The following is a 25,462-nucleotide window of genomic DNA, read 5'->3' as shown; positions in this document are numbered from 1 at the left end:
AGGAAGTTATGTATGATGAATGAAAAAAATCTACCTCTCGTTTCCATCCTTATTCCCACTTATAATCGGCCTCATTATTTTAAAATTGCTCTAGAAAGTGCATTGGCACAAACTTATTCAAATATTGAAATCATTATCGGAGATGATAGTACAAATGATGAAACAGCAACTTTAATACGCGAACAATACTTACCAAATTATAAAAATATAACATACATTCGAAATATCCCTACTCTAGGACAATTTCACAATGACCTTATGCTCATAGAAAAATCAAATGGTGAGTATATAAATTTTTTAATGGACGATGACGTGTTTTATAAGCATAAAATACAAAAAATGATGACCTATTTTGAGCAAGATCCCAATAAAAATCTTGCTCTTGTTACTTCTTATCGAGTACGTATTGATGATCATGGAAATCTAATAGGTGATTCCCATCCAACACAAAGGTTATATAGTGAAGACACTCCATTAAACGGGATATTTTTAGGTAATTGGATGTTAAAGGGCGGGCACAATATTATCGGTGAGCCTACAACTACTTTGTTCCGAAAAGAATTGCTCACTGATCCTTTTGGTACTCTTAAAGAGCGACAATATTCTTGTAGTGTTGATATGGCCTCATGGATTTCTTTACTTTCTAAAGGAAATGCAATATACATTTCTGAGCCTTTAAGTCAATTTCGCTACCATGCTGGACAACAAATACACAATAAGCTCCTTCAAGGTTGTGAAGATTTCACACACCTCGTTATAACAGCAAAAGAATATGGCTTTTTACAAAATACTACGGACTATAGAGCAGCTCTACTTAGTGCTTACCAATGGTGTAAAAGTTCCTTAAAATACTATCTTCATCAACTAGATATTTTTCCTGACGCACATGTACGTCTTTCCCATTGTTTGGATATAATTATTAAAGAGTTAAACAATTAAATTACTCTGCAAAATTAAAAGTGTATGGGCTATATGCGAATCATTCGTATAGTTCATACATTCTTTCTCATACTATAAAATCCATTACTATAAAGAGCATTAGAAAGGAATACCTACATTGAAAGATCCAAATTCTCAATATCAAATAGACTACGTATTACTATTTATTTTATTTGCCATTGGGATTGTTAGTTGTTGTGCTATTGCAAGTGCGCAAGCCTCTTTACCGCCATTTTTACAAAACGTCAATTTTGTACTAAAGCAAATCCAATGGTATTTCATTGGATTTATAGCCATTGGTGTTATTATGATTATCGATTTCGATCGTTATCAAAAAATTGCTTGGTATTTGTATAGCTTTGCAATGGTACTACTTATTGGACTAGAACTTCAAGTACCAGGTGCCGTTACAATTAAAGGCGCTACCGCTTGGTACAGGCTCCCAGGCATCGGGAATTTTCAGCCTTCTGAAATTATGAAATTGTTTTTAATTATCGTCATTGGAAGAATTATAGCAAATCATAATGAGAAATATTTTCCCCGAACAATGCGTGATGATTTTTTATTACTTGGAAAAATATTTGCGACAAGCTTGCCACCACTACTACTTATTGCAAAAGAACCAGATTTAGGAAACACAATGGTCATTTCAGCGATGCTTGCAGCAATGATACTAGTTTCTGGCATACGATGGCGTTTTATTTTCGGATTAGTTTCAGGTACTTTCGTTGCTGGATCTACATTAATATATATTTTTTTTACTCACACAGATTTCTTTAAAGCACACATTTTAAAAGAATATCAATTAAATCGCTTCTACGGATGGTTAGCACCTTACAAATATGATGCACAAGGCTATCAATTAAGACAAGCATTCTTAGCGACTGGATCCGGAGAAATGCAAGGAAAAGGGTGGGAAAATGGACAAGTATATTTTCCAGAACCACATACAGATTTTATTTTCACTAATGTCGCTGAACAATTTGGATTTCTAGGCGCAAGTGTCATTATTTCTCTTTTTTTCTTACTCATTTTTCGAATGATTCATATTGCTTTAGAAAGTAATGACCCCTTCGGTAGTTACATTTGCGCTGGTACAATCGGAATGTTTACTTTCCAAGTATTCCAAAATATCGGGATGACAATCGGATTACTTCCCATTACAGGGATAACATTACCTCTTATGAGTTACGGAGGAAGTTCACTGCTTACATACATGATTGCGATTGGATTCATTTTAAATGTTCGCTCAAGAACGAAAATCTTTATGTTTAAATGAACAACACAAAAACGCTATATTTTTATCTCTATCCTTTTTTAGATATACTAATGAAAAATACGATGGAGGTTTAAATATGAAATATGACATTATAGGAGATATTCATGGATGCTTCCAAGAGTTTCAAAATTTAACAGAGAAGCTAGGATATAACTGGAGTAGCGGTCTACCGGTTCACCCTGACCAACGTAAACTTGCATTCGTTGGCGATATTACAGACCGTGGTCCTCATTCATTACGTATGATTGAAATTGTATGGGAACTTGTCGTACATAGAAAAGAAGCTTATTACGCTCCTGGAAATCACTGTAATAAACTATATCGATTTTTCCTTGGGCGTAATGTAACAGTCGCTCACGGACTTGAAACAACTGTTGCTGAATATGAGGCACTTCCTTCTCATAAGCAAAACATTATAAAAGAAAAGTTTATCACTCTTTATGAACAATCACCGCTCTACCACATACTAGATGAAAAAAGAGTAATCGTATGTCACGCTGGGATTCGGCAAGATTACATAGGAAGACGAGATAAAAAAGTACAAACCTTTGTATTATATGGCGATATTACAGGAGAAAAGCATGCCGATGGCTCACCTGTCCGTCGCGATTGGGCGCAAGAGTACAAGGGGCAAGCTTGGATTGTATATGGACATACACCAGTAGCAGAACCTCGATTCGTCAATCAGACAGTCAATATTGATACTGGTGCTGTATTTGGTGGCAAATTAACCGGATTACGTTATCCTGAAATGGAGACTATCTCTGTCCCTTCTTCGTTACCTTTTGTCGCTGAGAAATTCCGTCCAATTTCATAACTACCTTACTTAGCATTATTTAGGCAGATTTCATATAAAACTAGGTAAAGTAATTAAAAAAAGATGCAATAAAGTGCATCTTTTTTTAATTACCCTACATATAATGTCGCAGGAGGTGACAGAATGAAGAAAAAATCTTCTAAACAAAAAAGAAAATTTCCCCCTTTATATCTGCCCATGTACGGAATTAACAACTGGTGTAGTATTCGGGCTGCAGCGATAGAAGAACTGGAAGAACAAGAGTCATCAAAAAAAAGCAAAGTAAAACCAACATATGTCTCTTTAGAAAATGCTGTGATGAGCCGCATAATCGATCGTAAAAAAATAAAGATGAAACAAAAAAATAAACAGCTCTCAAATCAAGATGAACAGGTACTACATTCTAACCAAACAGAAGAAAAGGCCGAAGAAAATATTTCTGTAGCAATAAATAAAAAAGTGGAACCAGAAATTCCAGCTGCTATTATAAACAAAGTAAAAAAAATAAAAGAGGCATTGGCTTCATCGAATGATATACAAACTGAAAAACCACTCATAATTGAGACACCTACACCTGAAAATACAAAAGTTAAAAGGGGCGGCCGATATGCATATGCGGAGGGGCTTCACTCTCATGCGGAGGGCATGGCAGCACATGCGGAAGGCTTATTAACACACGCAAAAGGTTCTTTCTCTCATGCAGAAGGATCAAACTCAAAAGCAACCGGACATAGTTCGCATAGTGAGGGAAGTGAAACGACAGCAAGCGGTGCTTATTCTCATGCGGAGGGTAAACAGACGATTGCTTTAGGCGAAGCAGCACACGCAGAAGGAACCGCAACTATCGCTAACGGATCCTCTTCTCATGCGGAAGGTCATCATACATCAACAGCTCATTTTGCAGGTAGCCATATTATGGGGCGCTTCGGCACTGCAGAAGAAGCTTATTCTTGGTTTATTGCAAATGGTGTAAACGACACCGACCATAATATCGGGGCTAAATGGCTCGCCCATAATGGAGAAATGTACATTGAGGGCGCGTCTTACAATGCAAGCGGAACGGATTTTGCACAAATGTTTGAAACAGAAGGTCATAAACCTATTGATGTCGGTTATTTCGTTGCATTTAGTAGCGAAGAAAAAATTCGGATAGCTACTTCACACGATTCTTTCATTTTAGGAATATCTAGTGCAACCCCTGCACTTATAGGAAATAGCGGGGCTTTAAGTTGGCAAAAACGCTATAAAACAGATAACTTTGGAAAACGCCAATATGTATGGACGGAAACAGAAGAAATACAACCTCTTTTAAATACAGAATGGGATCCAGCTTGCAAATATGTAGCAAGAAAAGATCGCGCCGAGTGGCTTCCTGTCGGATTAATTGGACAAATGTTAGTACGTGATGACGGCACTTGCGAAGCACATGGATATTGTCGTCCAAATGACAATGGCATTGCTACAAAAGCCGAAAGTGGATTTTTCGTTATAAAGCGTACGGGTGAAAACCAAATTTTAATATTATTCCGCTAAGAAAAAAGGGAACAAAATTCTTTATAATATAAGAATTTTGTTCCCTTTTTAAGTATGCCGCAACACTTCTTGCATATCGCTTGGAAGCTTTATAGTGAAAGACATCTCTTTCTCTAAAATAGGATGATAAAACGTCAAAGATTTACTATGAAGTGCTTGCCGTTTCATTTCATCCCTTCTCCCTCCATATAAGCTATCACCAAGTAATGGATGTCCTATATGAGCCATATGCACACGAATTTGATGCGTTCTTCCTGTCTCAAGCTCAAGCCCTACATGTGTCTTATCATATGTACTATCAATTACTTTAAAATGAGTAACTGCCCTTTGTCCATCTTCACAAACCGTTCGCTCAATAATGCTATCAGATTTTCGACCAATTGGTGCATCAATCATTCCTTCTCGTTCTACAATCTTTCCGTGAACAATTGCTTCATACGTTCGTTTCACAGCTTTTTGTTGATGCTGCTTCGATAAAAGATGATGCACGAAACGATTTTTTGCAATAAGCATAAGCCCTGAAGTATCACGATCTAACCGTGTTACAATGTGCACTGTACTTGCAAGATGCTGCTTATCATAATGAGATAAAATCGCATTGGCAACACTCCCTGTCGGATGTTCTCTAGACGGAATCGTTGACATGTTCGCCTCTTTATCAATGATAAGAACCGCATCATCTTCATATACAATGCATAAAGGGATATCTTCTGCCATCATCCCTTCACTTCTTTCCTCGACTGGAAAAAAGACACTTAATTCTTCACCAGCGCGCAACTGATGACGAACACTCGCATGTTGACTATTTACTTCAATTGCCCCGCCGTGAAACTTTATATCCGTTAAAGCGGCTTTAGAAATACCTTTCGTTTTCAAAAATTCCCTAACTAAAGTTCCCTCTTCAGCCAGCCCTATATCCCATTTCAATGTAAATCTGTTCAAATATATAACCCTTTCTATTTATCTGCAACAAACGAGTCACGAACTCGTTTCCAGAACGGGAACGGGCGGAAACGAACAAATCGTACTTTCTCGTTTGCGACGCGATACTGGATTGATTTCACATCTTGATGGACCATTGTTAAATGATCCACTGTAATTTGTAAGTTCATTCCTGCAGCCGGCTTTAACACACATGTATGATGCTTCGGCAATACGAGTGGCGATCCTACAGTACGAAACACACGATTGTTAATGGACGCCATTTCTGCAATTTGAATCGCTTCAATAGATGGGTGAATAATTGCTCCGCCAAGCGCTTTATTATACGCAGTACTTCCTGAAGGAGTAGAAATACAAAGACCGTCCCCGCGGAATGTTTCAAAATATTCTCCGCGTATTTCTACTTCTGTTACTAATGTACCTTCTGCACTTTTTACAGTCGCCTCATTCATCGCTAAATACTGTGACTCTTTACTTCCATTCACATAGCGAATAATAACTTCTAAAAGCGGATATTCCACCACTTGGAATGGTGTTTTTGCAATCGCAATTACTAATTTCTCTACTTCTGTCGGTAACCAATCTGCATAGAAACCTAAATGTCCTGTATGTACACCAACAAATGCTGTTTCATCCAATCGATTATAATAACGATGAAACGCATACAAAAGCGTTCCATCTCCCCCAACAGAAATTACAATATCGGGTTCCTTTTCATCCATTATAAATCCAAAATCTAGCAAGTACTCTTTCATCGTGCTTGCCAGTGTATCTGATGATTGATCTCCCTTTGACATAATTGTAAATTTCATCGCCCAACACCCTTTAGTTTATGATTCGGAATCTTTCGTTTCTTGCTTTCTTGAAAAAGCCTTTTGCGCTTCTTGAATTTCAAGACGAATAGAAGACATTTCTTCATCTAATAAAAACGCCGCTTCAGCTGCACGTTGCAAGCGTATTTTAATATCTTCAGGAAAACGTCCACTATATTTATAATTTAAAGAATGCTCAATTGTTGCCCAAAAGTTCATTGCTAGCGTGCGTATTTGGATTTCTACCAATACTTTTTGTTCACCCTGAATCGTTTGAACAGGATAACTAATGACAACATGATAAGAACGATAACCGCTATCTTTCTTTTGCGTGACATAATCACGTTCTTCCACGATTTCAAAGTCATTTCGTTTTCGAAGATATTCTACAACAGGCTTAATCTCATCAACAAATTGACACATCATTCTAAGCCCAGCAATATCCTGCATATCTTCTCTCAATCGGTCTAGCGGTACATTTCTCTTCTCCGCTTTATCAATAATACTTGCAACCGACTTTACCCTTCCTGTTACAAACTCAATTGGAGAATGCTCTGTTAACATTGCAAATTGAGTACGCATTCCTTTTAGTTTCACTTTCAGCTCTGCCACCGCTTGGTGGTAAGGTGCTAAAAATTCTTCCCAATTTCGATTCATTTCAACCACCACCAAAATCAATCCATTTGCTTATAGAAATACTTTTTCTACAGCAGTTACTAATTCTTCTCCGTAATTTGCATTACCTTCAATATTTTCAACTAAATATTCTACTTCTTCTTTTAATCCTTCTAATTCCATTTCAATGTCATTCACGCTAACGAACATAACCACATCGTTATTCATCGCTTCATGCATTGCTTCCCAGCATGTGTGCGGAATACTTACATAAATAAAAGATGATTCATTTTCTAAGATATATAAAAATGATAAATTGTCTGAGTCTACAAGTACGTGATTACGTGCACTTAACTCCTTTACCTCTATTTCACTATTTTCCGCACAAAAAATAAGAGCATTCTCTCTCTTTTCTACGCTCTTAACTTGGATTTTATTTTGCATGCTCTAACTCCTCCATCTCAACTTCCTGTCTTACTTAACAGTATTATTGTATCATAACATGGACGCAAACAAATAAAACATTGAACCAAATTTATGAAAAAGCGATAATGTGTAAAGAATTATTTTTCAAAAGGAGATTATACAATGACACAAGAAATTGAAATTGAATTCAAAAATATCGTTACAAAAGAAGAATTCGATACATTATGCAAATCGTTTTCTATTGAAGCATTTACGAAACAAGTGAATCACTACTTTGAAACACCTGACTTCTCGTTAAAAGAAGCTGGCTCTGCACTTCGTATTCGTCATAAAGGAGAAACTTATACGTTAACGTTGAAACAACCTGCAGAAATCGGTTTATTAGAAACGCATCAAATCGTAACAGAAGACGAAGCAAAAATGATGATGGAAACAAACACAATCATTCAAGGAGCAGTAGTAGATCAATTACACAAATTACAAATTCCTGTTTCTGCTTTAACATATATGGGTAGTTTAACAACAGAAAGAGCAGAAACATTATTTAAAGGCGGAACGCTTGTCTTTGATCATAGTTTCTATTACAATCACGATGATTATGAAATTGAATTTGAAGTGCAAGATGAAGAAACAGGAAAAGCTGCATTTATTCATTTATTAACGCAACATAACATACCTGTTCGTCATACAAATAACAAAGTAAAACGCTTTTTCCTTGCCAAACAAAACAAAGCACGCTAAAGTGAAAATTCCACTAGTGAATATGTTTCGCTAGTGGATATACCTCACTAAAAAAATTTACATCCGTAGAATAAGCAAAGAATCTTTGAGAAGGCTGTTTATTTGCCCTCTCGAACATTCCATTGCTACAATAGATATACATTTCATGGAAAAAGGAGTTTATAAAGGATGAGCAAGCAACCGATGACACCATTTGAAGCAATTGGCGGTGAACAATGCATTGCAATATTAGTAGATACATTTTATTCCTATGTCAGTAAACACCCTGACTTATCTCCCATCTTCCCGGAAGATTTAACAGAAACCGCTAGGAAGCAGAAGCAATTTTTAACACAATATTTAGGTGGTCCTAATTTGTACACTGAAGAACATGGTCATCCTATGTTAAGAGCACGCCATCTTCCGTTTGAGATTACTCCAAAACGAGCAGAGGCTTGGCTATCATGTATGGAGCAAGCAATGGATGATACTGGAGTGCATGGTCATATAAGAGAGTTTGTTTTTGAACGTTTAGCATTAACCGCTCAGCATATGGTTAATACTCCAAACGAAACAGGTGAAGTGTAATGGATAAGCAGGAAGCAAAGCATATAAATATGCCATCTCCTTCCGCATGCGAGCATAAGTCTGTAGAAGCATATTTATTTATTGATCCACTTTGTAAAGATTGCTGGGAAATTGAGCCTTTTATTATTAAACTATGGCTTGAATACGGGAAATACTTCTCTATTCGTCATATCGTAACAGGAAAAGTGGATGGAACGAACGCTTCCTCACACAAATGGAATAAACCTGCTAATATTCGATTTGTGTGGGAAAAGACAACAAGTTTACAAGGTTTTTCATGTGATGGAAAGGTACATATGCAAGAAGCATCGTCAACACCATATTTAGTTTCGATGGCGATTAAGGCAGCGGAGTTACAGGGCCGAAAAGCAGGTTCGAAGTTTTTGCGAAAACTCCAAGAATACATTTTCCTTGAAAATGTATCAACCCCTGACTGCGAACTATTACTTGCATGTGCGAAAGATAGCAATATTGATGTAGAAGAATTTAAAAAAGATCTACATTCTGCTAGTGCAAAAAAAGCTTTCCAATGTGACTTGAAATTCACGAATGAAATGCATATTACAGAAATACCCTCCCTCGTCTTTTTTCATGCGAACTCAGATGAAGAAGGTATTAAAATCGCTGGAAATTATTCCTACGATGTATACGTACAATTATTGAAAGAACTTGTAAAATGTGAAATTGAGCCAGAACCATTACCACCTTTAGAAGTGCTACTAGAAGCAACACAATTTATATCTTCAAAAGAAGTAGCATTTATTTATGACTGTCCGCAACAAGAAATTGAGCGCGAGCTTAAAAAATTACAACTGAAACGAAAAGTACAAATGATTGAAGTAAAATGCGAACGTTATTGGAAATGGATAGCAAAAGAAAAAGACCTGGTGTAAACACCAGGTCTTCTTCTTTACGGCTTATAAAAATATTAAAGGGGATGGGAGAAATTTTCACGTTCAAACAAAGGGGTATATGTTTGTATGTGAATTCGTTCACGCTTATTATATTACAAGATTCGACGTCAGATGACAACCCCTTTTGTCGAATTTCACACTTTTGTCACATTCTAAACGTTTTCATTTTTGAATAAGCTATAAAAAAGGTCATTTAGGGGGTTTATTTATGAAAAAATCTTATATTGCTCTTCTCTTTCTAGCTGTCATCGTTTCTTTTTTCTTGTACATCCTCTCTCTATTACAAGCTTTTCCTAAAATTATTGCCTTACCTCTTTTATTCGTAATCATTGTTATCACTCTCTCTTATTTCAATCATAAAAAACGATTCAAAGGGTTTTAATTTCAAAAATCAGCCGTAAAACTATCCTTTCAGTTAGAAAAAACAAAGAAATTCACCTTGTTTTTTCGACATATATCGACATTTAATCTATTCAAAAAAAGACGAGGATACAATCCCTCGTCTTTTTTCATTACTTTTCTTCAAATAATAATGCTTCTAATTCATTTAATTTCTCTTCAAATACTTGTAGTGCCTCTTTTACTGGTTCAGGAGATGCCATATCTACTCCTGCTTTTTTCAGCACTTCAATTGGATAATCAGAGCTTCCTGCTTTTAAGAACTCGTTAATATAACGTTCTACTGCTGGTTGTCCTTCTTCTAAAATCTGTTTAGATAGAGCAGTCGCTGCACTAAATCCTGTTGCGTATTGATATACGTAATAGTTGTAGTAGAAGTGTGGAATACGAGACCATTCTAAACCAATCTCTTCGTCGATTACTAAAGCGTCACCGAAATATTTCTTATTTAAATCATAGTAGATTTCCGTTAGCATATCTGGCGTAACAGCATGTCCTTCTTGTACTTTCTTATGAATAATATGTTCAAACTCTGCAAACATCGTTTGACGGAATACAGTACCACGGAACCCTTCTAAATAATGATTTAATAAATATAGACGCTCTTTCTTATCTTCTGTCGTTTTTAATAAATAATCATTTAGAAGCGCTTCATTACAAGTAGATGCCACTTCTGCTACAAAGATGGAATAATCACCATATACGTGCGGTTGTGTTTTTCTTGTATAGTAACTATGCACCGAATGACCAAACTCATGAGCAAGTGTAAATAAATTATTTACATTATCATGCCAGTTCATTAAAATATACGGATTTGTTCCATATGCACCAGATGAGTATGCCCCGCTTCGTTTTCCTTTATTCTCATACACATCTACCCAGCGATTTTCATATGCCTCTTTCAAAATATCAACATATTCATCACCAAGTACGTTTAAAGATTTTAATAAAAGGTCTTGCGCTTCTTCGTATTTCACATTCATTTTCACTTCTGGTACAAGTGGTGTATATAAATCATACATATGAAGCTCATCAAGTCCTAATGCACGCTTACGAATATCGATGTAACGGTGTAATAAATGTAAGTTGTCATTTACCGTTTCAACGAGTTGATCGTATACTGCTTCCGGAATATTATTATTGCTCAGTGCAGCTTGGCGAGCAGAATCATATTTACGAACACGCGCATTGAAATTATTACGTTTTACTGCTCCACTTAACGTACTTGCGAATGTATTTTTAAATTTCCCATACGTTTCATATACAGCTTTAAATGCATCTTTGCGAACACGAGGATCATCACTTTCTAAAAACTGAATGTAACGACCATGTGTAATTTCTATTTCTTCTCCGTCTTCACCTTTAATAGATGGGAATTTTAAATCTGCGTTATTCAACATACCGAATGTATTGCTTGATGAACTCATTACTTCAGATGCTTCCGCTAATAAAGCCTCCTCAGCTTCTGATAATACGTGCGGGCGTTGACGTGTAATTTCTTCTAATGCATGTTCATATACACTTAAATCTCTATTTTCCTTCAAGAATGTTTGCAGTGTATCTTCTGAAATTGATAAAATTTCAGGCACAATATACGCTGTGCTACTAGATACTTGTGAATATAAATTTGTTGCGCGATCATTTAATGCTTGATATACAGAGTTTGTTGTATCTTGATCGTAACGCATATGAGCATATGTATATAGCTTACCTAATCGCATTGAAATTTCATCTTCATATTGCAATGCCTCAAGTAAATTGTCCGCAGAGTCACCAAGTTTCCCTTTAAATTCAGTTAACTTCGGTAATAGCTCTTTAATAGCCTGGAATTCTTTTTCCCATTCTGCATCCGTTTGGAAAATATCTTCTAATCGCCACGTACTTGCTTCTTCAATCTCGTTACGATCTGGTAATGCTTTCGCTTTGTTTTGTTCAGACATTCTTTAAGCCCTCCTTTAAATATCTCTACTTAAGTACAATTCGTTTTTTCTTATGTAATTCCTTCACAATCATTCTTTATTATATCCCCTTTTCCTCCTCTCATGTTAAAATTTGCCTCAAATAAAGATAGCGCATGTATTAAGCAAATCTCATCATGTTTCATAATTTCCTCCTCTGTTTTTAACATCACTACATCCCTTATTTTTCGGTACGTATAACTTCCCGCTTTATGCAATACACCTATATAGCATAAAAATGTCATATATTCAGTAACTGCCACTTTCCATGTGTGCTGTGAAAAGTACGGAAGTATCCGCCTTTTCGTATACCTTTTTACATAACTACACACATATTGAAGAGAAATACACTCTCCTACTGCAAGCCCCCCTATACACTTCATATATAGAAAAGCTTGCCATATAAATGGGTTTGTTTGAAAAGCAAATCCAGAAGGGAGTGGAACACCAATTTCAGAAGGAAAGCTCGCTGGGGTACATTTAAATTGATATAAGAGGCGTAATAATGACTTATAGTTATAATTCCAAATAGGCAGAGCGTTTTGCCGAAAATAATCCTTTCGCTTCTTCCATTCTCGTTCTAATATTTCCTTTTTGAAAGGAATAGGAGAAAAAAGCATTTCAAAAGTAGTCGTTTCAATTGGTAAATATATAATATGTGAGAAAGAGACGCTTGTAGAAAATGAAGTGATAAATGCACATTTCATAAATGATTTTTCTTTCGAACAGAAGAAAATAAGAAATGGTTGAGGATAAGATTGTAAGGAGAAAGCCATAAGTGAGGAGAATTTCATCCAATATGCCGATTGCTTTTTCAATTGATTTCCACCAACGATCCAAATGACCTGTATACCAGCTCGCCAATATGAATAGGTTCTTTTGTACAGCTGCTCTATAGCAAGGTTTGCACATTGGTATTCAATTGCAATTTTTCTGCCCGCCCTCTCTACAAAAATATCTGGTCGTTGCTTAATTTCCGGAAGGTAGTACTCAATATCCACCTGAAAGTTTTGACGTTTGAACCATCTATATAACAATTCTTTACCGTGCATATGATACGTTGATTCCGCTTCATAAAAGGCAAGACATGAATCCACTTTTTTATGAGCAAAATGCCAACTTTTTTGTTTCCCTAATTTCATTTGCACTTCCTTTCCACAAGCTACACAAAAGAATCGTTCCTGTTGGCGCATACGGCGCAAAAGCTCTTCATTACAATTATAGAGTAAATGAATTTTTTCTCCGTTTTCTCTTTTAGCTATAAATATCGGAATCACACCCTTTCAGCTCCTTATATTCTACAATTTATTACAAATTCCTTTTAAAAAAGAGATGTCCCAATTTCGGACATCTCTTTTTATAATAATGGCGATAATAACCGGTACGTTGATTCAACAATTCGTCTATGCAGACGCCTTTTATGAAAACGATCGACGTGAATTTCACTGGATTCTTCTAAATCGTCTTTAAAGTCTTGAACAAGTCTTTTAATGCTATCTGTATCATATAAAAAGGCATTTACTTCAAAATTCAAATGAAAACTTCTCATATCCATATTAGCTGTCCCAATTGAAGCTAAATCAGAATCAACGATGACAATTTTACTATGAAGAAAACCTTTTTCGTATTCATATATCTTTACTCCTGCGTCTAAAAGCTCTGGGAAGTACGATCTCGATGCGTAAAAGACAGTGCGCTTATCAGGTTTACTCGGCATCAACAAACGGACATCAATACCAGCAAGTGCAGCAACCTTTAATGCGGATAAAATATCATCATCCGGAATAAAATACGGCGTTGCAATCCAAATAGATTTCCGAGCAGAAGCGATCATTGCGAAATATAAATGCTTAATCGTTTCCCACTTATTATCGGGGCCGCCTGCAACTAGCTGCACTCCTCCCCAATGATCACCCTCAACTGCTTTTGCTTGTAAATATTCAGGAGCTAGCACAGCCTCTCCAGTCATATAAAACCAATCTTGAAGGAAAATAAGCTGTAAACTTTGAACCGCTTCACCACGTAAATACAAATGAGTGTCTCGCCAAAAGCCAAAATATTTACTTTTTCCTAAATACTCATCACCAATATTTAATCCGCCCACAAACCCTTCGTTCCCATCAATCACAACAATTTTCCTATGATTTCGATAATTAATCTTATCGTTTAAAATCGGAAAGCGCACAGGAAAGAACGGAATCATTTCTACACCTGCATCGTTTAATTCTTCAATATACGATTTCGATAACTTAAAACTTCCAACCGCATCATATAAAAAGCGAACAACAACGCCCTCTTTTGATTTTTGTATTAAAATATCTTTAATTTCTGTTCCTAATTTATCATCACGCACAATGTAATATTCCATATGAATGTGATGTTTCGCTCGTTTTAACCCATTTAAAATGGCCTGAAACGTTTCATCTCCATTTGTTAATGTCCTCGTTTCAGTTTGAAATGAAATATTTAAAGCACCTAATCGATCCGCTAAACGAAATAACAGTTCTTGATGCTTATGATTGCGTAAAATTCGTTCTTCGTAATCTTCATGCCCTTTATATTGTAAAAACGCCTGTTCATCAAGTAACGCCTTCTTTTGAAACATTCTTTTTCTCCGAAAATTTTGTCCAAATAATAAATAAGCAAAGAAGCCAAACACAGGAAAAATCCCTAACACAATTAACCATGTAAGTGTTTTAGATGGGTGGCGATTTTCTAAGAAAATAACGCAACCAATTAAAAACGCAGATACTGTAAATAAAATACTAATAATACCTAAAATCGAAACATCTTTTATCCCAATCACATCTGAATAAAATGCTACATCAATAAACATACGTAACGAAACAAATAATGCGAACAATAGCAAGATAAAGAAAATCAGCTTTAACGTATTTTTCATCTCTTACCTCCTAACTAAGAAAGCTTTCCTATTCTTCATATAAAAAGCCGATTTCATACTACAGAAATCGGCCTACGTTTTAGCAGGAAAATTATTGCGAATCGTTTCAAGCGCATGCTCTTTCACAATTTGTTTTCCATACTCACTTACACGATGAATTGTTAAAGTTGATTCTTCCCCATATTCTAAAACAATACTTAAAATACGATCGATTTCTTCTTCATCATGTAGCACTTCATCGAATTCCACATATACATAATAGCGGTCCTCAAATGAATACAGCTCATCTTTTATATCTTCAAAGATAAGACGATGACTTAATGAAATGACATCTTCAAAATCATTAAATTTAATTAAAAAGCCAAACGTCCCATCTTCATTAAAGTTTGTTCCTGTTTGTTCTTCTACCTCTTCGACTAACTCTTGTTGGAATAATGATTCAATGCCTTCATCTAGAGGAATATCTATAATTTTGTCTACCCCTATCGGTAGTTCCAGCTTTTGCCCATCCTTTGAAAGCTCTGCTTTCGTGACAAGTACTTCAATCCCTTTATCGACTGCTTGCACTTGGATCCATAACGGCCCATCAATAAAGAAATCGTCATGATCACGAGCTTCGTCCATCATCTCCCAAAAGAGCTCTTCACTTCGTTCGCGATCATACCAAATTTCTTCACGATTAAATCCTCTATCCTCTATATCAATGTACGTAATAAAAAATTTCATCGTATGATCATTAATTCTTTCAATATCCAAAATACAACTCTCCCTTCCTGCTTAGAATTGTTATGAAGGGATTCCCCACTCATATGACAAATCAATAGATTCTTGTACTCTCATTTTATGATAAGATTCTCCAGAATGGAAATAAAATCGATTTATTTTACAAAAATAGTTATATGCCTATCTTTACTCGATCAACTACATAAATATATTATTATAACGATTTCTTACTTACAAAAAATTTGGACATACATTTCCACATTCCCCCGTACACTGTAATAAGGTGAAACTTCTATTAGAAGAGATTATTTAACAACAACTTTCTTCATCACATACATACAGTTCGCTTATTAAAACATCATAAATGGAGGCAGACGAATGGACTTAGAGTTTTTAACATCCGTACTAATGATTGTCGGTATCGATGTTGTATTAGGTGGTGACAATGCAATCGTCATCGCACTAGCTAGCCGAAATTTACCTGAATCGAAACGAAATAAAGCTATTTTGATCGGTACTCTTTTAGCAATCGTACTAAGAATTGTCCTTACTATACTAGCTGTCTATTTACTCGACATTCCATTTCTACAATTGATTGGCGGGGTTTTACTTACATTAATTGCAATCAATTTATTAACTGATGATAGCAATGACCTTTCTGCCATTCAAGGAAAAACAACTTTATTTCAAGCTGTGCGGACAATTGTTTTCGCGGATCTCGTTATGGGGTTTGATAATGTTATTGCCATTGCAGGTGCAGCTCACGGGAGATTTTTACTCGTCATAATCGGCTTACTCATTTCTATCCCTATTATTATTTGGGGCAGTAAACTTATTTTAATACTTATGGAACGATTTCCATTCCTCATTTATTGCGGTGCAGCAATTCTTGCCTATACTGCAGGGAAAATGGTTACACATGAAGACAGACTTGCAATCTTTTTTCATAACAACCCAAGTTTCACCGCAAGCATTCCTTATTTGTTCATTTTCACTATTTTATGCATCGGCTTTATCGTAAAACAAGTTCGATTACGCAATGTGAAACATTAAAAAAAACCTTCTACTATATAATAGGTAGAAGGTTTTCATATTATTATAATTAATTTACAAGACGTTGTGCTTCACGTAATTGGAACGTTCTTACTGTACGTGGTAAGAAACGACGAATTTCGTCTTCGTTGTAACCAACTTGAAGGCGTTTCTCGTCAATCATAATTGGACGACGTAAAATCCCTGGATAGTCACGAATCATCTTATATAAATCTTGAAGTGGTAAAGACTCTAAGTTTACATTCAATTCTTGGAAAACTTTCGAACGAGTAGAAATAATCTCATCCGTTCCGCTTTCTGTCATACGTAAAATCTCTTTAATTTCCTCAATCGTTAATGGATCTGAGAAGATATTACGTTCTGTATAGGGAATATGATTTTCCTCTAGCCATAATTTCGCCTTTCTACAAGACGTACAGCTTGGAGAACTATATAATGTTACCATACAAAGCTCACTCTCCTTAAAGAGTACAAATTCTGTACTAAATACAGTTTTAATTTCTAACTTCAGCAATTTTTCGCGATAACTTGTCTTATTGAAAAGTACAAAAATCGCATTTCATGTAAGCAACAACTTATAATAAACAACAATTACTTTTAATAAGTAACTTCTATAATCATTATACAATAGATTTTGCAAGAAATATACAGTAAATTTCCTGCTAGTTGAGAAAACTCTTCCGTGTATTCCACTGCTATGTAACATGATTACGCTCAATTTAGCTGTACTTGAACAATAACTTTCAATCCTTTTACTACTCACTTCTCATAGATTTTTCATATAATATATAGTTATTTATCTATAATCTTCCCTATGAAAAAGAGAACGTTTTCTTACTTTTTCCTGATAAATCAATTAAGAAATGTAAGACTATATAAATGAGAATAAAAGGGAACGTTTGTTCTCATTTTAACAAACATTCTCCCTCCTGTCTACACGATTTCTAAAGTAAATTAAATATTTTTCTGACATTTCTTTCTTTTTCATTTTTTATCTCATACAATAAACATACAGACAAGCAAAGGGGGAGTTTTCAAATGATTGCTTTTTTTATTGATTTTATTACGGTTGCTGCCCTCATCATCGGAATAACAGCATTGATTGGTGTCATTACAAATAGCATCGGCGAAAAGCTCTTTGGTGGAAAAGAAAAAATGAAGTTTGTTAACAAAAGTTTGGATGTACAATCTGGCTGGAACCAAGTTGGCGGAAAAGGCATTTATAAAAAACGCACGTATTAAAAAAAGCAGGTGGTTAGCCTGCTTTTTTTATTTTCCTACGGATGCCCACTTAAAGCTTAATTCACCGCCATATTTGTGGATATACACATCTTTAATCGTTTCTCTTTCTAATATAGATCTGCCGCGTTGGAATACTGGCGCAATTGCTGCATCCTCAAATAAAATTTTCTCTGCTTTTAACAGTTCATTCCAACGTCCTTTTACATCTGAGCCTTCTTGCTTTGCCTTTTTAATAATGTCATCATACTGAGCATTAGAATAAGCCATTTTATTTTGTGAACCATCTGTTATAAACATATCAAGGAATGTGATTGCATCAGGAAAATCAGGTCCCCATCCAGTAAATGAAATATCAAACTGTCCACTATCTTCAAGTTTTAATTTTTGCGCAAATGGTTGCATCTTAATTGTTACTGTTAGACCTGGTAAGTTCTTTTCTAATTCTCCCTTTACATACTCACCAATTTTCTTAGATTCTTCATTATCAAAGTTTAAAAATTCTAGTTCTATTTTATCCTTACCTAATTCTTTCTTGCCTGCTTCCCAGAATTTTTTAGCTTCCTTCACATCGACTTTCGAAAGCTTTCCATTTTCTTTTCTGAAATCTTGCTTATCTGGTCCCTTAACAAAATCAGATGGTACTAAACCATAAGCTCCCTTAGAACCGTTGTTTAAAATAACCTCTCCAATACCATCTCGATCGTATGCACTAGAAATAGCCTTACGAATATTTTTGTTAGCTAATGATGGATTTTTTTGGTTAAAACGCAAGAAGAATACAGTTGGATCATTAATTGTTTTAAAGTCTTTTTGTCCTTTATATTTATCAACTAACTCCGCTGATAAACCAACTCTGTCAATCGCATTCGTATTATACAAATTAACAGCTGCTCCTGTATCTTTTACAACATTAAAGTTAACTTCTTCTAACTTCACTTCTTTTTGATCCCAATAATTTGGATTTTTCTTTAATTTGAAACTTTGTTCATGTTTCCATTCATTTAATACAAATGGACCGTTATACAGAGTTGTATTTGCTTCCAAACCAAATTTTTCTCCCTGTTCTTTCATATATTTCTCATTTAATGGGAAAAATAGTGGATACACAGTTAAATCGAGAAAGTATGGAACTGGATTATCCAATTCAACTTCTAATGTATAATCATCTATTGCTTTAACACCTAATTGATCCGGTGATAGCTCTCTTTTATTAATTTTTTCTGCATTTTTTACATCTAACATAATATATCCTGATTTTGCTGCCGTATCAGGATTAACAGCTCTTTGCCATGCATAGACAAAATCTTTTGCTGTTACAGGGTCACCATTCGACCATTTAGCGTCTTCCCGCAATTTAAACGTATATTTTTTACCATCTTCTGATTTTGTATGAGATTTTGCCACACCTGGAACTAACTTATCGCCTTTTCCAAGTCGATACAGCCCTTCCATTGTATTATTCATAACTTTTGAAGAAGCAGCATCCGAGGCAAGTGTTGTATCCATTGTCGGAATTTCAGACACTTCTGTTAGATTAATAACTTGCTTCGCACCGCTTTTCCCGCTATCCCCTTTTGCGTTTGCTTGCGGTTCATCTTTTTGATAGCTACATGCCCCTAACATCATGCTCATCGCTACTGTTGATGCTACAAAAACTGGTATCTTTTTTTTCATACTTCCACCCTCCAAAAAAATGTTAGCCCTTTCATTTTCAAACAGAAAGAAATATATATATGTTCTAATAATTCATATTATACACACAAATATATTTTTTGTATATTTATATTTCTATTTCATTAAAATTTTATGTAAAAAAATATATCTTTGTAAACGTTTTATATTGCTGATTATCTTTACTAAAGTACCAAAAATAATTATTTTTATATTTTTCTAAATTATCAGAGAAAAATAAATTTTATATTTTATAATACTTTATGTATAATTATCCCAACCTTTTTAACATAAAATAGCAGTCCCTTCATATTAAAAATATGTAGGCTAAAATGAGTGCAAAGGATAAGAAAGTATGTTACGATACATTTTGCTAAAAATAGATATCGGTAAAGAGGGGACGGACATGACAGCAATTCAGGAAAAAAATGGGCCGACAGAGAAATTAAGTTTATTCTTATTAACATGGCCTATTTTTCTAGAAGTTTTTCTTTTTATGTTGATGGGGATCGCTGATACTTTCATGTTAAGTGCATTATCAGACGATGCTGTATCTGGGGTTGGTGCAGCGAATCAATACCTCCATATCGCTATTTTGGTATTAGAAGTCATCGGGAACGGCGCAGCTATCGTCGTATCTCAATACCTCGGTTCCAAACGCTTTATGGAAGCATCTAAAATATCAGCATTAGCCGTCACATTAAATTTAATAGTTGGGCTCGTTATAAGCGCTGGTTTTCTTTTATTTTCGAAACATATGATGCTCGCAATGAACTTACAAGGCGATGTACTAACGTATGCGCAAAACTACTTATCTATCGTCGGAGGAGCCATCTTCCTACAAGCTATTATTAACTCATTAGCCGCAATTATCCGTGTACACGGTTTCACAAAGCAAGCGATGTTTATTTCACTCGGAATGAATATTATTCATATCGCTGGAAACTACGTACTCATTTTCGGGAAATTTGGTTTCCCTGAGCTCGGTGTACAAGGGGCTGCAATTTCTTCCGCTATCAGTCGATTGATCGCACTTATTGTTTTCTTCTGGTTACTATACCGCGTTATGGAATATCGCGTGAAATTACAATATTACTTCACTTTATCCAAAGAATACATTGGGAAAATTTTAAAAATCGGTATTCCATCTGCATTTGAACAAGTGATGTATCAAGCTTGTCAAATCGTCTTCCTTTATTACGCAACGTACTTAGGAACGGAATCATTAGCTGCTAGACAATACGCTACTAACATTTCCATGTTCACTTATTTATTTGCAATTGCGATTGGTATGGGAACAGCCATTATTATTGGCCGCCTTGTTGGTGGTGGCGAAAAGGATGAAGCATACGAACGCTTATGGAAAAGTGTAAAATGGGCGATTGGTGTAACTCTATGTATGGTCGCTCTCGTTATTACATTCCGTACACAATTAATGGGACTGTTTACAGATAATCCGCACATTATCGGGTTAGGCGCAAGTGTTCTTTTACTAAGTGTACTACTTGAAACGGGACGTACGATGAATATCGTCATCATTAATTCGCTTCGTGCAGCTGGTGATGCAAAATATCCTGTTTTAATCGGTGCATTCTCTATGGTGTTAATGAGTTTACCACTAGGTTACTTTTTCGCCTTTCATTTAGATATGGGGCTCGTTGGTATTTGGCTAGCGATCGCCATCGACGAATGGACGCGTGCCATTATTATGTTCTTCCGCTGGAAAAGCAGGGCGTGGGAACGTTACGCACTTGTGAAACCAGAAGAGCAAGACGAGATTGGTTCTGTTCAGGCACAGTAGTACTTGTTTGATCATGATGTATTTATTAATAAATGCAATTTATATCGACTTACCGACAACTCATTTATATAGTATAGAAAAAAGCCATCCTTCCTTAATGGAAGAATGGCTTTTTTTATTATTGATAAATCTCTTTATATTTCTTATACTCTGCTTCAGAACATAGTACGAAATGTCCTGGGCGAATTTCACGCATTGTTGGCACTTCGCTACCGTAATCATGCTGCGATGGATCGTATACGATACGTTTACGATTGCGCTCATAATCTGGATCTGGTAGCGGAATTGCTGATAATAGTGATTTCGTATATGGATGAACTGGATTCGCATATAACTCTTCACTTGTTGTTAGCTCAACGATTTGACCACGGTACATTACACCGATGCGGTCACTAATGTATTTTACCATTGATAAATCATGGGCAATGAATAAGTATGTTAGACCTTTTTCTTTTTGTAGCTTTTTCAGTAAGTTTACAACTTGCGCCTGAATCGATACGTCAAGTGCTGAGATCGGCTCATCCGCAATGATAAATTCTGGTTCTACAGCAAGCGCTCGAGCGATACCGATACGCTGACGTTGTCCACCTGAGAATTCGTGCGGGAAACGGTTCGCGTGCTCTTTATTTAAACCAACTGTGTTTAATAGTTCATGAACACGGTCCATGCGCTCTTTTTTACTTTTCGCTAATCCGTGAATATCAATACCTTCTGCGATAATATCCCCTACTGTCATACGAGGATTTAATGATGCGTATGGATCTTGGAAAATCATTTGCATTTTACGGTTGAATTTCTTCAATTCTGCGCGTGATTTCTTACCATGTACGTTTTCACCATCGAACAATACTTCACCAGCAGTTGCATCATATAAACGAATAATCGTTCTTCCAGTAGTTGATTTACCACAACCTGATTCTCCTACAAGACCAAATGTTTCTCCGCGGTAAATATCAAATGAAATATCATTAACCGCTTTGACAACACCACCACTCACGTCGAAGTGCTGCTTTACATTTTTTACTTCAATTAATTTCTCACGTTGTTTAGTCATGTTGTTCACCTGCTTTCATTTGAAGAATACGTTTTTCAACGACTGCCGGCGGTTTTACCTCTGGAGCTTGCTCGTGAAGTAACCAAGTTGCCGCATAGTGTGTATCACTTACTTTAAATAAAGGTGGGTCCATTTCAAAATCAATTTTTAGTGCCTGTGGGTTACGTGGTGCAAAAGCATCACCCTTTGGCGGCTTTAATAAATCCGGAGGCGTTCCAGGAATTGCATATAACTCTTCCTCTGAGCCATCTAAACTTGGCATAGATGCGATTAAGCCCCAAGTATATGGATGTTTCGGATTATAGAAAATTTCATCTACAGTTCCAATTTCAACAACTTTACCAGCATACATAACTGCCACTCGGTCAGCAACGTTTGCTACTACACCTAAGTCATGCGTAATGAAAATAATTGCCGCTTCTGTTTTTTGCTGAATGTCTTTCATAAGTTCTAAAATTTGTGCCTGAATCGTAACGTCTAGCGCTGTTGTCGGCTCATCGGCAATTAATAATTTCGGGTTACAAGCTAACGCCATCGCAATAACTACACGCTGTCTCATACCACCTGAGAATTGGTGAGGATATTGTTTTAAACGAGCTTCTGGATTTGGAATACCTACAAGGTCGATTAATTCTAAAGCAACTTTACGTGCGTCTGCTTTACTCATCCCTTGGTGTTTAATAAGGCCTTCCATAATTTGATTTCCAATTGTCATCGTTGGGTTTAATGATGTCATTGGATCCTGGAAAATCATCGCGATATCTTTACCACGTACTTGCTGCATTTCTTTTTCTGTTAATTTCGTTAAGTCACGACCTTCAAATACGATCTCACCATTTTTAATGCGTCCAGGAGGATTCGGAATTAATCCCATTAACGCTTTAGAAGTAACTGATTTCCCTGAACCAGATTCTCCTACAATCGCCAATGTCTCTCCTTTTTTCAAATCAAAAGTAACGCCGCGTACAGCTTGTACTTCACCTGCATGTGTATCAAAGGAGACTTGTAAATCTTTTACCTCTAACAATGTTTTCATCTTTGCCTCTCCCCTCTTTTACTTACGCATTTTTGGATCTAACGCATCGCGTAATCCGTCTGCCATTAAGTTAAACGCTAAAATTAATATACTGATGACAACCGCAGGGATGAACATCATATGCGGATACGTTTGAATAGATTTATAACCGTCATTTACAAGAGAACCAAGTGACGCGAATGGTGGCTGAATACCTAAACCGATGAAGCTTAAGAACGCCTCACCAAACACCGCCGTTGGAATTGTAAACATTGTCATTACGATAATTGGTCCCATTACGTTCGGGATTAAGTGTTTTACAATTAATTGTGTATTTGTTGCACCTAATGTACGAGATGCTAACACATATTCTTGGTTTTTTAATTTCAGGATTTGTCCACGAACGATACGCGACATCCCTATCCAACCTGTAATTGCCATTGCGAGTGTAATTGACCATATACCAGATCCCATAATGATTACCATTAAGATAACGATGATTAAGTATGGAATACCGTTAATAATCTCCATAATACGTTGCATAATATTATCTACTCTGCCGCCATAAAACGCTGAAATACCTCCGTATGCAACCCCAATTACTAAGTCAATTGCTGCTGCTAAAAGAGCGATATATAATGATACTCGTGTACCTTCCCATGTTCTTGTCCATAAATCACGACCAAGATCATCTGTACCAAACCAGAAATACTCTTTAATATCACGTTTTTCATATTGGTCAACACCATATTGATCTGTACCGTCAAATGGTAACCAATGAACATTTTCAATAACAGGAATTTTCGGTGGCATTTTCGCACGACCTAAATCTTGCTCTTTATACGAGTGTTTACTTACCATCGGTCCAAAAATTGCTAGTAATATAATAAGGCTTAATAATACGAAACCAAACATCGCGCCTTTATGTTGGAACAAACGTCTTCTTACATCTTGCCAAAACGTTAAGCTTGGACGGGCAATGACTTCATTATCCACATTATTTTGATTGGCTTGTTGAAATAAATCTGGAGATAATTTTTGTACATCTTTCATCACTTTTTCCCTCCCGCTAAACGAATTCGAGGATCAATAATTCCGTATAAAATATCGACAATGAAAATAACTAAAATGAAGATTGCACTATAGAAAATTGTAGTTCCCATAATAACTGTATAGTCATTCACTGTAATAGATTTAACGAACTGTTCCCCTAGTCCTGGTACAGCATAAATTTGCTCAATAACTAATGTACCTGTGATTAAACCTGCAACCATTGGTCCTAAAATTGTTACTACTGGAATTAACGCGTTACGAAGTGCGTGTTTGATAATGATAACGCCTTGGCTAATCCCTTTCGCCTTTGCTGTTAAAATGTAATCGGCTTGCATAACTTCAATTAACTCGGCACGAGCGAAACGTGCGATTGTTGCAATAACTGCCATCGATAAAGCAATTGTAGGCATTACTGTAAACTCTGGTCCTTTCCAGAACGCTACTGGGAACCAACCAAGTTTTACCCCTACGAAATATTGTAGTAAAGCGGCGAATACGAATGATGGTACCGACATCCCGAGTACGGAAATAATTGTCGCTCCATAATCGACCCATGTATTGTTACGAAGTGCCGCAACGATTCCTAAAATTAAACCGATAAATGTTCCTAATATAATCGCTTGTAAACCAAGCTGTGCTGATGGTCCAATGCGATCCACAATCATATCTGTTACTGGACGGTTATCATATTGGAATGATACCCCTAAATCACCTTTTGCTAAGTTACCTAAGTAACGTGCATATTGAACTGGTACTGGATCATTTAAACCATATTTTTCAAGAATGATTTCTTTTTGTGCCGGTGATAGCTTCTCCTGATTTTTAAGCGGAGAACCCGGAAGTAATTTCATCAAAAAGAAAGTCAGCGTAGTAATTAAAAATAATGTCAAAGCCATGTACACGAAACGTTTTAATACATAACGTCCCATAGTCAAGCACCTCCCCGTTTTTCTCAAAAGCAATAAGATAGTTTAAAATATTCTTACTTTTATTTTTTTAAAATAAGAGCATATGCCCATCATAGGCA

At 35.9% G+C, this 25,462-nt stretch carries 25 protein-coding genes; 11 read left to right on the top strand and 14 right to left on the bottom strand.

Features of this window, described 5'->3' with window-relative positions; genetic code table 11:
• The first annotated feature begins 12 nt into the window (after window positions 1-12).
• From BM089_RS01615 to BM089_RS01600, 4 genes are all read left to right on the top strand, one after another.
• Entirely contained in the window at window positions 13-939 is a 927-nt protein-coding gene (locus BM089_RS01615; RefSeq protein ID WP_065228475.1) for a glycosyltransferase family 2 protein, read from the top strand.
• Between the two features lie 118 nt (window positions 940-1,057).
• On the top strand, window positions 1,058-2,218 hold the full coding sequence (locus tag BM089_RS01610; protein ID WP_000654698.1) for an FtsW/RodA/SpoVE family cell cycle protein: 1,161 nt from the start codon (window positions 1,058-1,060) through the stop codon (window positions 2,216-2,218).
• Between the two features lie 76 nt (window positions 2,219-2,294).
• Entirely contained in the window at window positions 2,295-3,035 is a 741-nt protein-coding gene (gene prpE, locus BM089_RS01605; RefSeq protein WP_090975817.1) for a bis(5'-nucleosyl)-tetraphosphatase PrpE, read from the top strand.
• Window positions 3,036-3,158: 123 nt separating this feature from the next.
• On the top strand, window positions 3,159-4,547 hold the full coding sequence (locus tag BM089_RS01600; RefSeq protein ID WP_090975815.1) for a peptidase G2 autoproteolytic cleavage domain-containing protein: 1,389 nt from the start codon (window positions 3,159-3,161) through the stop codon (window positions 4,545-4,547).
• A gap of 48 nt (window positions 4,548-4,595) precedes the next feature.
• On the opposite strand, the gene BM089_RS01595 is transcribed toward BM089_RS01600, so the two are convergent.
• Genes BM089_RS01595 through BM089_RS01580 form a run of 4 tightly spaced genes read right to left on the bottom strand, consistent with a single transcriptional unit; the run spans window position 4,596 to window position 7,360 of the window.
• On the bottom strand, window positions 4,596-5,489 hold the full coding sequence (locus BM089_RS01595) for an RluA family pseudouridine synthase (protein WP_065228464.1): 894 nt from the start codon (window positions 5,487-5,489) through the stop codon (window positions 4,596-4,598).
• Window positions 5,490-5,503: 14 nt separating this feature from the next.
• The gene (locus BM089_RS01590; protein WP_000673190.1) at window positions 5,504-6,301 is read right to left on the bottom strand and encodes an NAD kinase; all 798 of its coding nucleotides are present in this window, start codon (window positions 6,299-6,301) and stop codon (window positions 5,504-5,506) included.
• Window positions 6,302-6,319: 18 nt separating this feature from the next.
• A complete protein-coding gene (locus BM089_RS01585) occupies window positions 6,320-6,958 on the bottom strand; it encodes a GTP diphosphokinase (RefSeq protein ID WP_001081482.1) in 639 nt (212 codons plus the stop codon).
• Between the two features lie 30 nt (window positions 6,959-6,988).
• The gene (locus BM089_RS01580) at window positions 6,989-7,360 is read right to left on the bottom strand and encodes a UPF0738 family protein (protein WP_001180005.1); all 372 of its coding nucleotides are present in this window, start codon (window positions 7,358-7,360) and stop codon (window positions 6,989-6,991) included.
• A gap of 144 nt (window positions 7,361-7,504) precedes the next feature.
• On the opposite strand from BM089_RS01580, the gene BM089_RS01575 reads away from it, so the two are divergent.
• The 4 genes from BM089_RS01575 to BM089_RS30925 all read left to right on the top strand — a co-directional run bounded on the left by BM089_RS01575 (window position 7,505) and on the right by BM089_RS30925 (window position 9,946).
• On the top strand, window positions 7,505-8,083 hold the full coding sequence (locus BM089_RS01575) for a CYTH domain-containing protein (RefSeq protein ID WP_065228463.1): 579 nt from the start codon (window positions 7,505-7,507) through the stop codon (window positions 8,081-8,083).
• Between the two features lie 168 nt (window positions 8,084-8,251).
• On the top strand, window positions 8,252-8,650 hold the full coding sequence (locus BM089_RS01570; RefSeq protein ID WP_000043386.1) for a globin domain-containing protein: 399 nt from the start codon (window positions 8,252-8,254) through the stop codon (window positions 8,648-8,650).
• Window positions 8,650-9,543, top strand: a complete 894-nt coding sequence (locus BM089_RS01565; RefSeq protein WP_000360660.1) for a ClpXP adapter SpxH family protein — start codon at window positions 8,650-8,652, stop codon at window positions 9,541-9,543. The genes BM089_RS01570 and BM089_RS01565 overlap by 1 nt, the downstream gene beginning before the upstream one ends.
• 229 nt (window positions 9,544-9,772) lie before the next feature.
• The gene (locus tag BM089_RS30925; RefSeq protein ID WP_081366397.1) at window positions 9,773-9,946 is read left to right on the top strand and encodes a hypothetical protein; all 174 of its coding nucleotides are present in this window, start codon (window positions 9,773-9,775) and stop codon (window positions 9,944-9,946) included.
• A 130-nt stretch (window positions 9,947-10,076) separates the two neighbouring features.
• On the opposite strand, the gene pepF is transcribed toward BM089_RS30925, so the two are convergent.
• The 4 genes from pepF to mecA form a co-directional block, all read right to left on the bottom strand.
• Window positions 10,077-11,903: an oligoendopeptidase F gene (gene pepF / locus BM089_RS01555; protein ID WP_000003348.1), complete on the bottom strand. Its 1,827-nt coding sequence runs from the start codon at window positions 11,901-11,903 to the stop codon at window positions 10,077-10,079.
• A gap of 50 nt (window positions 11,904-11,953) precedes the next feature.
• Complete coding sequence (locus BM089_RS01550; RefSeq protein WP_090975813.1) at window positions 11,954-13,198, bottom strand: competence protein CoiA; 1,245 nt, start codon at window positions 13,196-13,198, stop codon at window positions 11,954-11,956.
• A gap of 80 nt (window positions 13,199-13,278) precedes the next feature.
• The gene (locus tag BM089_RS01545; protein WP_000799191.1) at window positions 13,279-14,823 is read right to left on the bottom strand and encodes a cardiolipin synthase; all 1,545 of its coding nucleotides are present in this window, start codon (window positions 14,821-14,823) and stop codon (window positions 13,279-13,281) included.
• A 72-nt stretch (window positions 14,824-14,895) separates the two neighbouring features.
• A complete protein-coding gene (gene mecA / locus BM089_RS01540; protein ID WP_000350715.1) occupies window positions 14,896-15,579 on the bottom strand; it encodes an adaptor protein MecA in 684 nt (227 codons plus the stop codon).
• Between the two features lie 345 nt (window positions 15,580-15,924).
• Between mecA and BM089_RS01535 the strand changes: the two genes are divergently transcribed.
• On the top strand, window positions 15,925-16,599 hold the full coding sequence (locus BM089_RS01535) for a TerC family protein (protein ID WP_053565018.1): 675 nt from the start codon (window positions 15,925-15,927) through the stop codon (window positions 16,597-16,599).
• Window positions 16,600-16,648: 49 nt separating this feature from the next.
• Here BM089_RS01535 and spx read toward each other — a convergent pair whose 3' ends face one another.
• A complete protein-coding gene (gene spx, locus BM089_RS01530; RefSeq protein WP_000258267.1) occupies window positions 16,649-17,044 on the bottom strand; it encodes a transcriptional regulator Spx in 396 nt (131 codons plus the stop codon).
• Window positions 17,045-17,637: 593 nt separating this feature from the next.
• Here spx and BM089_RS01520 point away from each other — a divergent pair.
• Window positions 17,638-17,841: a hypothetical protein gene (locus BM089_RS01520; RefSeq protein WP_000559971.1), complete on the top strand. Its 204-nt coding sequence runs from the start codon at window positions 17,638-17,640 to the stop codon at window positions 17,839-17,841.
• Between the two features lie 27 nt (window positions 17,842-17,868).
• Here the strand turns inward: BM089_RS01520 and BM089_RS01515 are convergent, their stop codons facing one another.
• Window positions 17,869-19,515 carry a peptide ABC transporter substrate-binding protein gene (locus BM089_RS01515; protein WP_071731611.1) on the bottom strand — a complete coding sequence of 549 codons (1,647 nt, stop codon included), beginning with the start codon at window positions 19,513-19,515 and terminating at the stop codon, window positions 17,869-17,871.
• Window positions 19,516-19,867: 352 nt separating this feature from the next.
• Here BM089_RS01515 and BM089_RS01510 point away from each other — a divergent pair, with 352 nt between their 5' ends.
• Window positions 19,868-21,313 (top strand): MATE family efflux transporter, encoded by a 1,446-nt coding sequence (locus BM089_RS01510; protein WP_053565021.1) that lies wholly within the window; start codon window positions 19,868-19,870, stop codon window positions 21,311-21,313.
• Window positions 21,314-21,431: 118 nt separating this feature from the next.
• On the opposite strand, the gene BM089_RS01505 is transcribed toward BM089_RS01510, so the two are convergent.
• Genes BM089_RS01505 through opp3b form a run of 4 tightly spaced genes read right to left on the bottom strand, consistent with a single transcriptional unit; the run spans window position 21,432 to window position 25,364 of the window.
• Window positions 21,432-22,367: an ABC transporter ATP-binding protein gene (locus BM089_RS01505; RefSeq protein WP_016082471.1), complete on the bottom strand. Its 936-nt coding sequence runs from the start codon at window positions 22,365-22,367 to the stop codon at window positions 21,432-21,434.
• Window positions 22,360-23,403 (bottom strand): ABC transporter ATP-binding protein, encoded by a 1,044-nt coding sequence (locus BM089_RS01500; protein ID WP_000854346.1) that lies wholly within the window; start codon window positions 23,401-23,403, stop codon window positions 22,360-22,362. Before BM089_RS01500 ends, BM089_RS01505 begins: the two co-directional genes overlap by 8 nt.
• Window positions 23,404-23,421: 18 nt before the next feature.
• Window positions 23,422-24,438 (bottom strand): oligopeptide ABC transporter permease, encoded by a 1,017-nt coding sequence (gene opp3C, locus BM089_RS01495; RefSeq protein ID WP_000974098.1) that lies wholly within the window; start codon window positions 24,436-24,438, stop codon window positions 23,422-23,424.
• Entirely contained in the window at window positions 24,435-25,364 is a 930-nt protein-coding gene (gene opp3b / locus BM089_RS01490; RefSeq protein WP_000534165.1) for an oligopeptide ABC transporter permease, read from the bottom strand. Before opp3b ends, opp3C begins: the two co-directional genes overlap by 4 nt.
• Window positions 25,365-25,462: the final 98 nt, after the last annotated feature.

Source organism: Bacillus sp. 5mfcol3.1, from assembly GCF_900114335.1.
Lineage (GTDB): Bacteria > Bacillota > Bacilli > Bacillales > Bacillaceae_G > Bacillus_A > Bacillus_A thuringiensis_S.
This window is presented reverse-complemented; position numbering and strand designations above follow the sequence as displayed.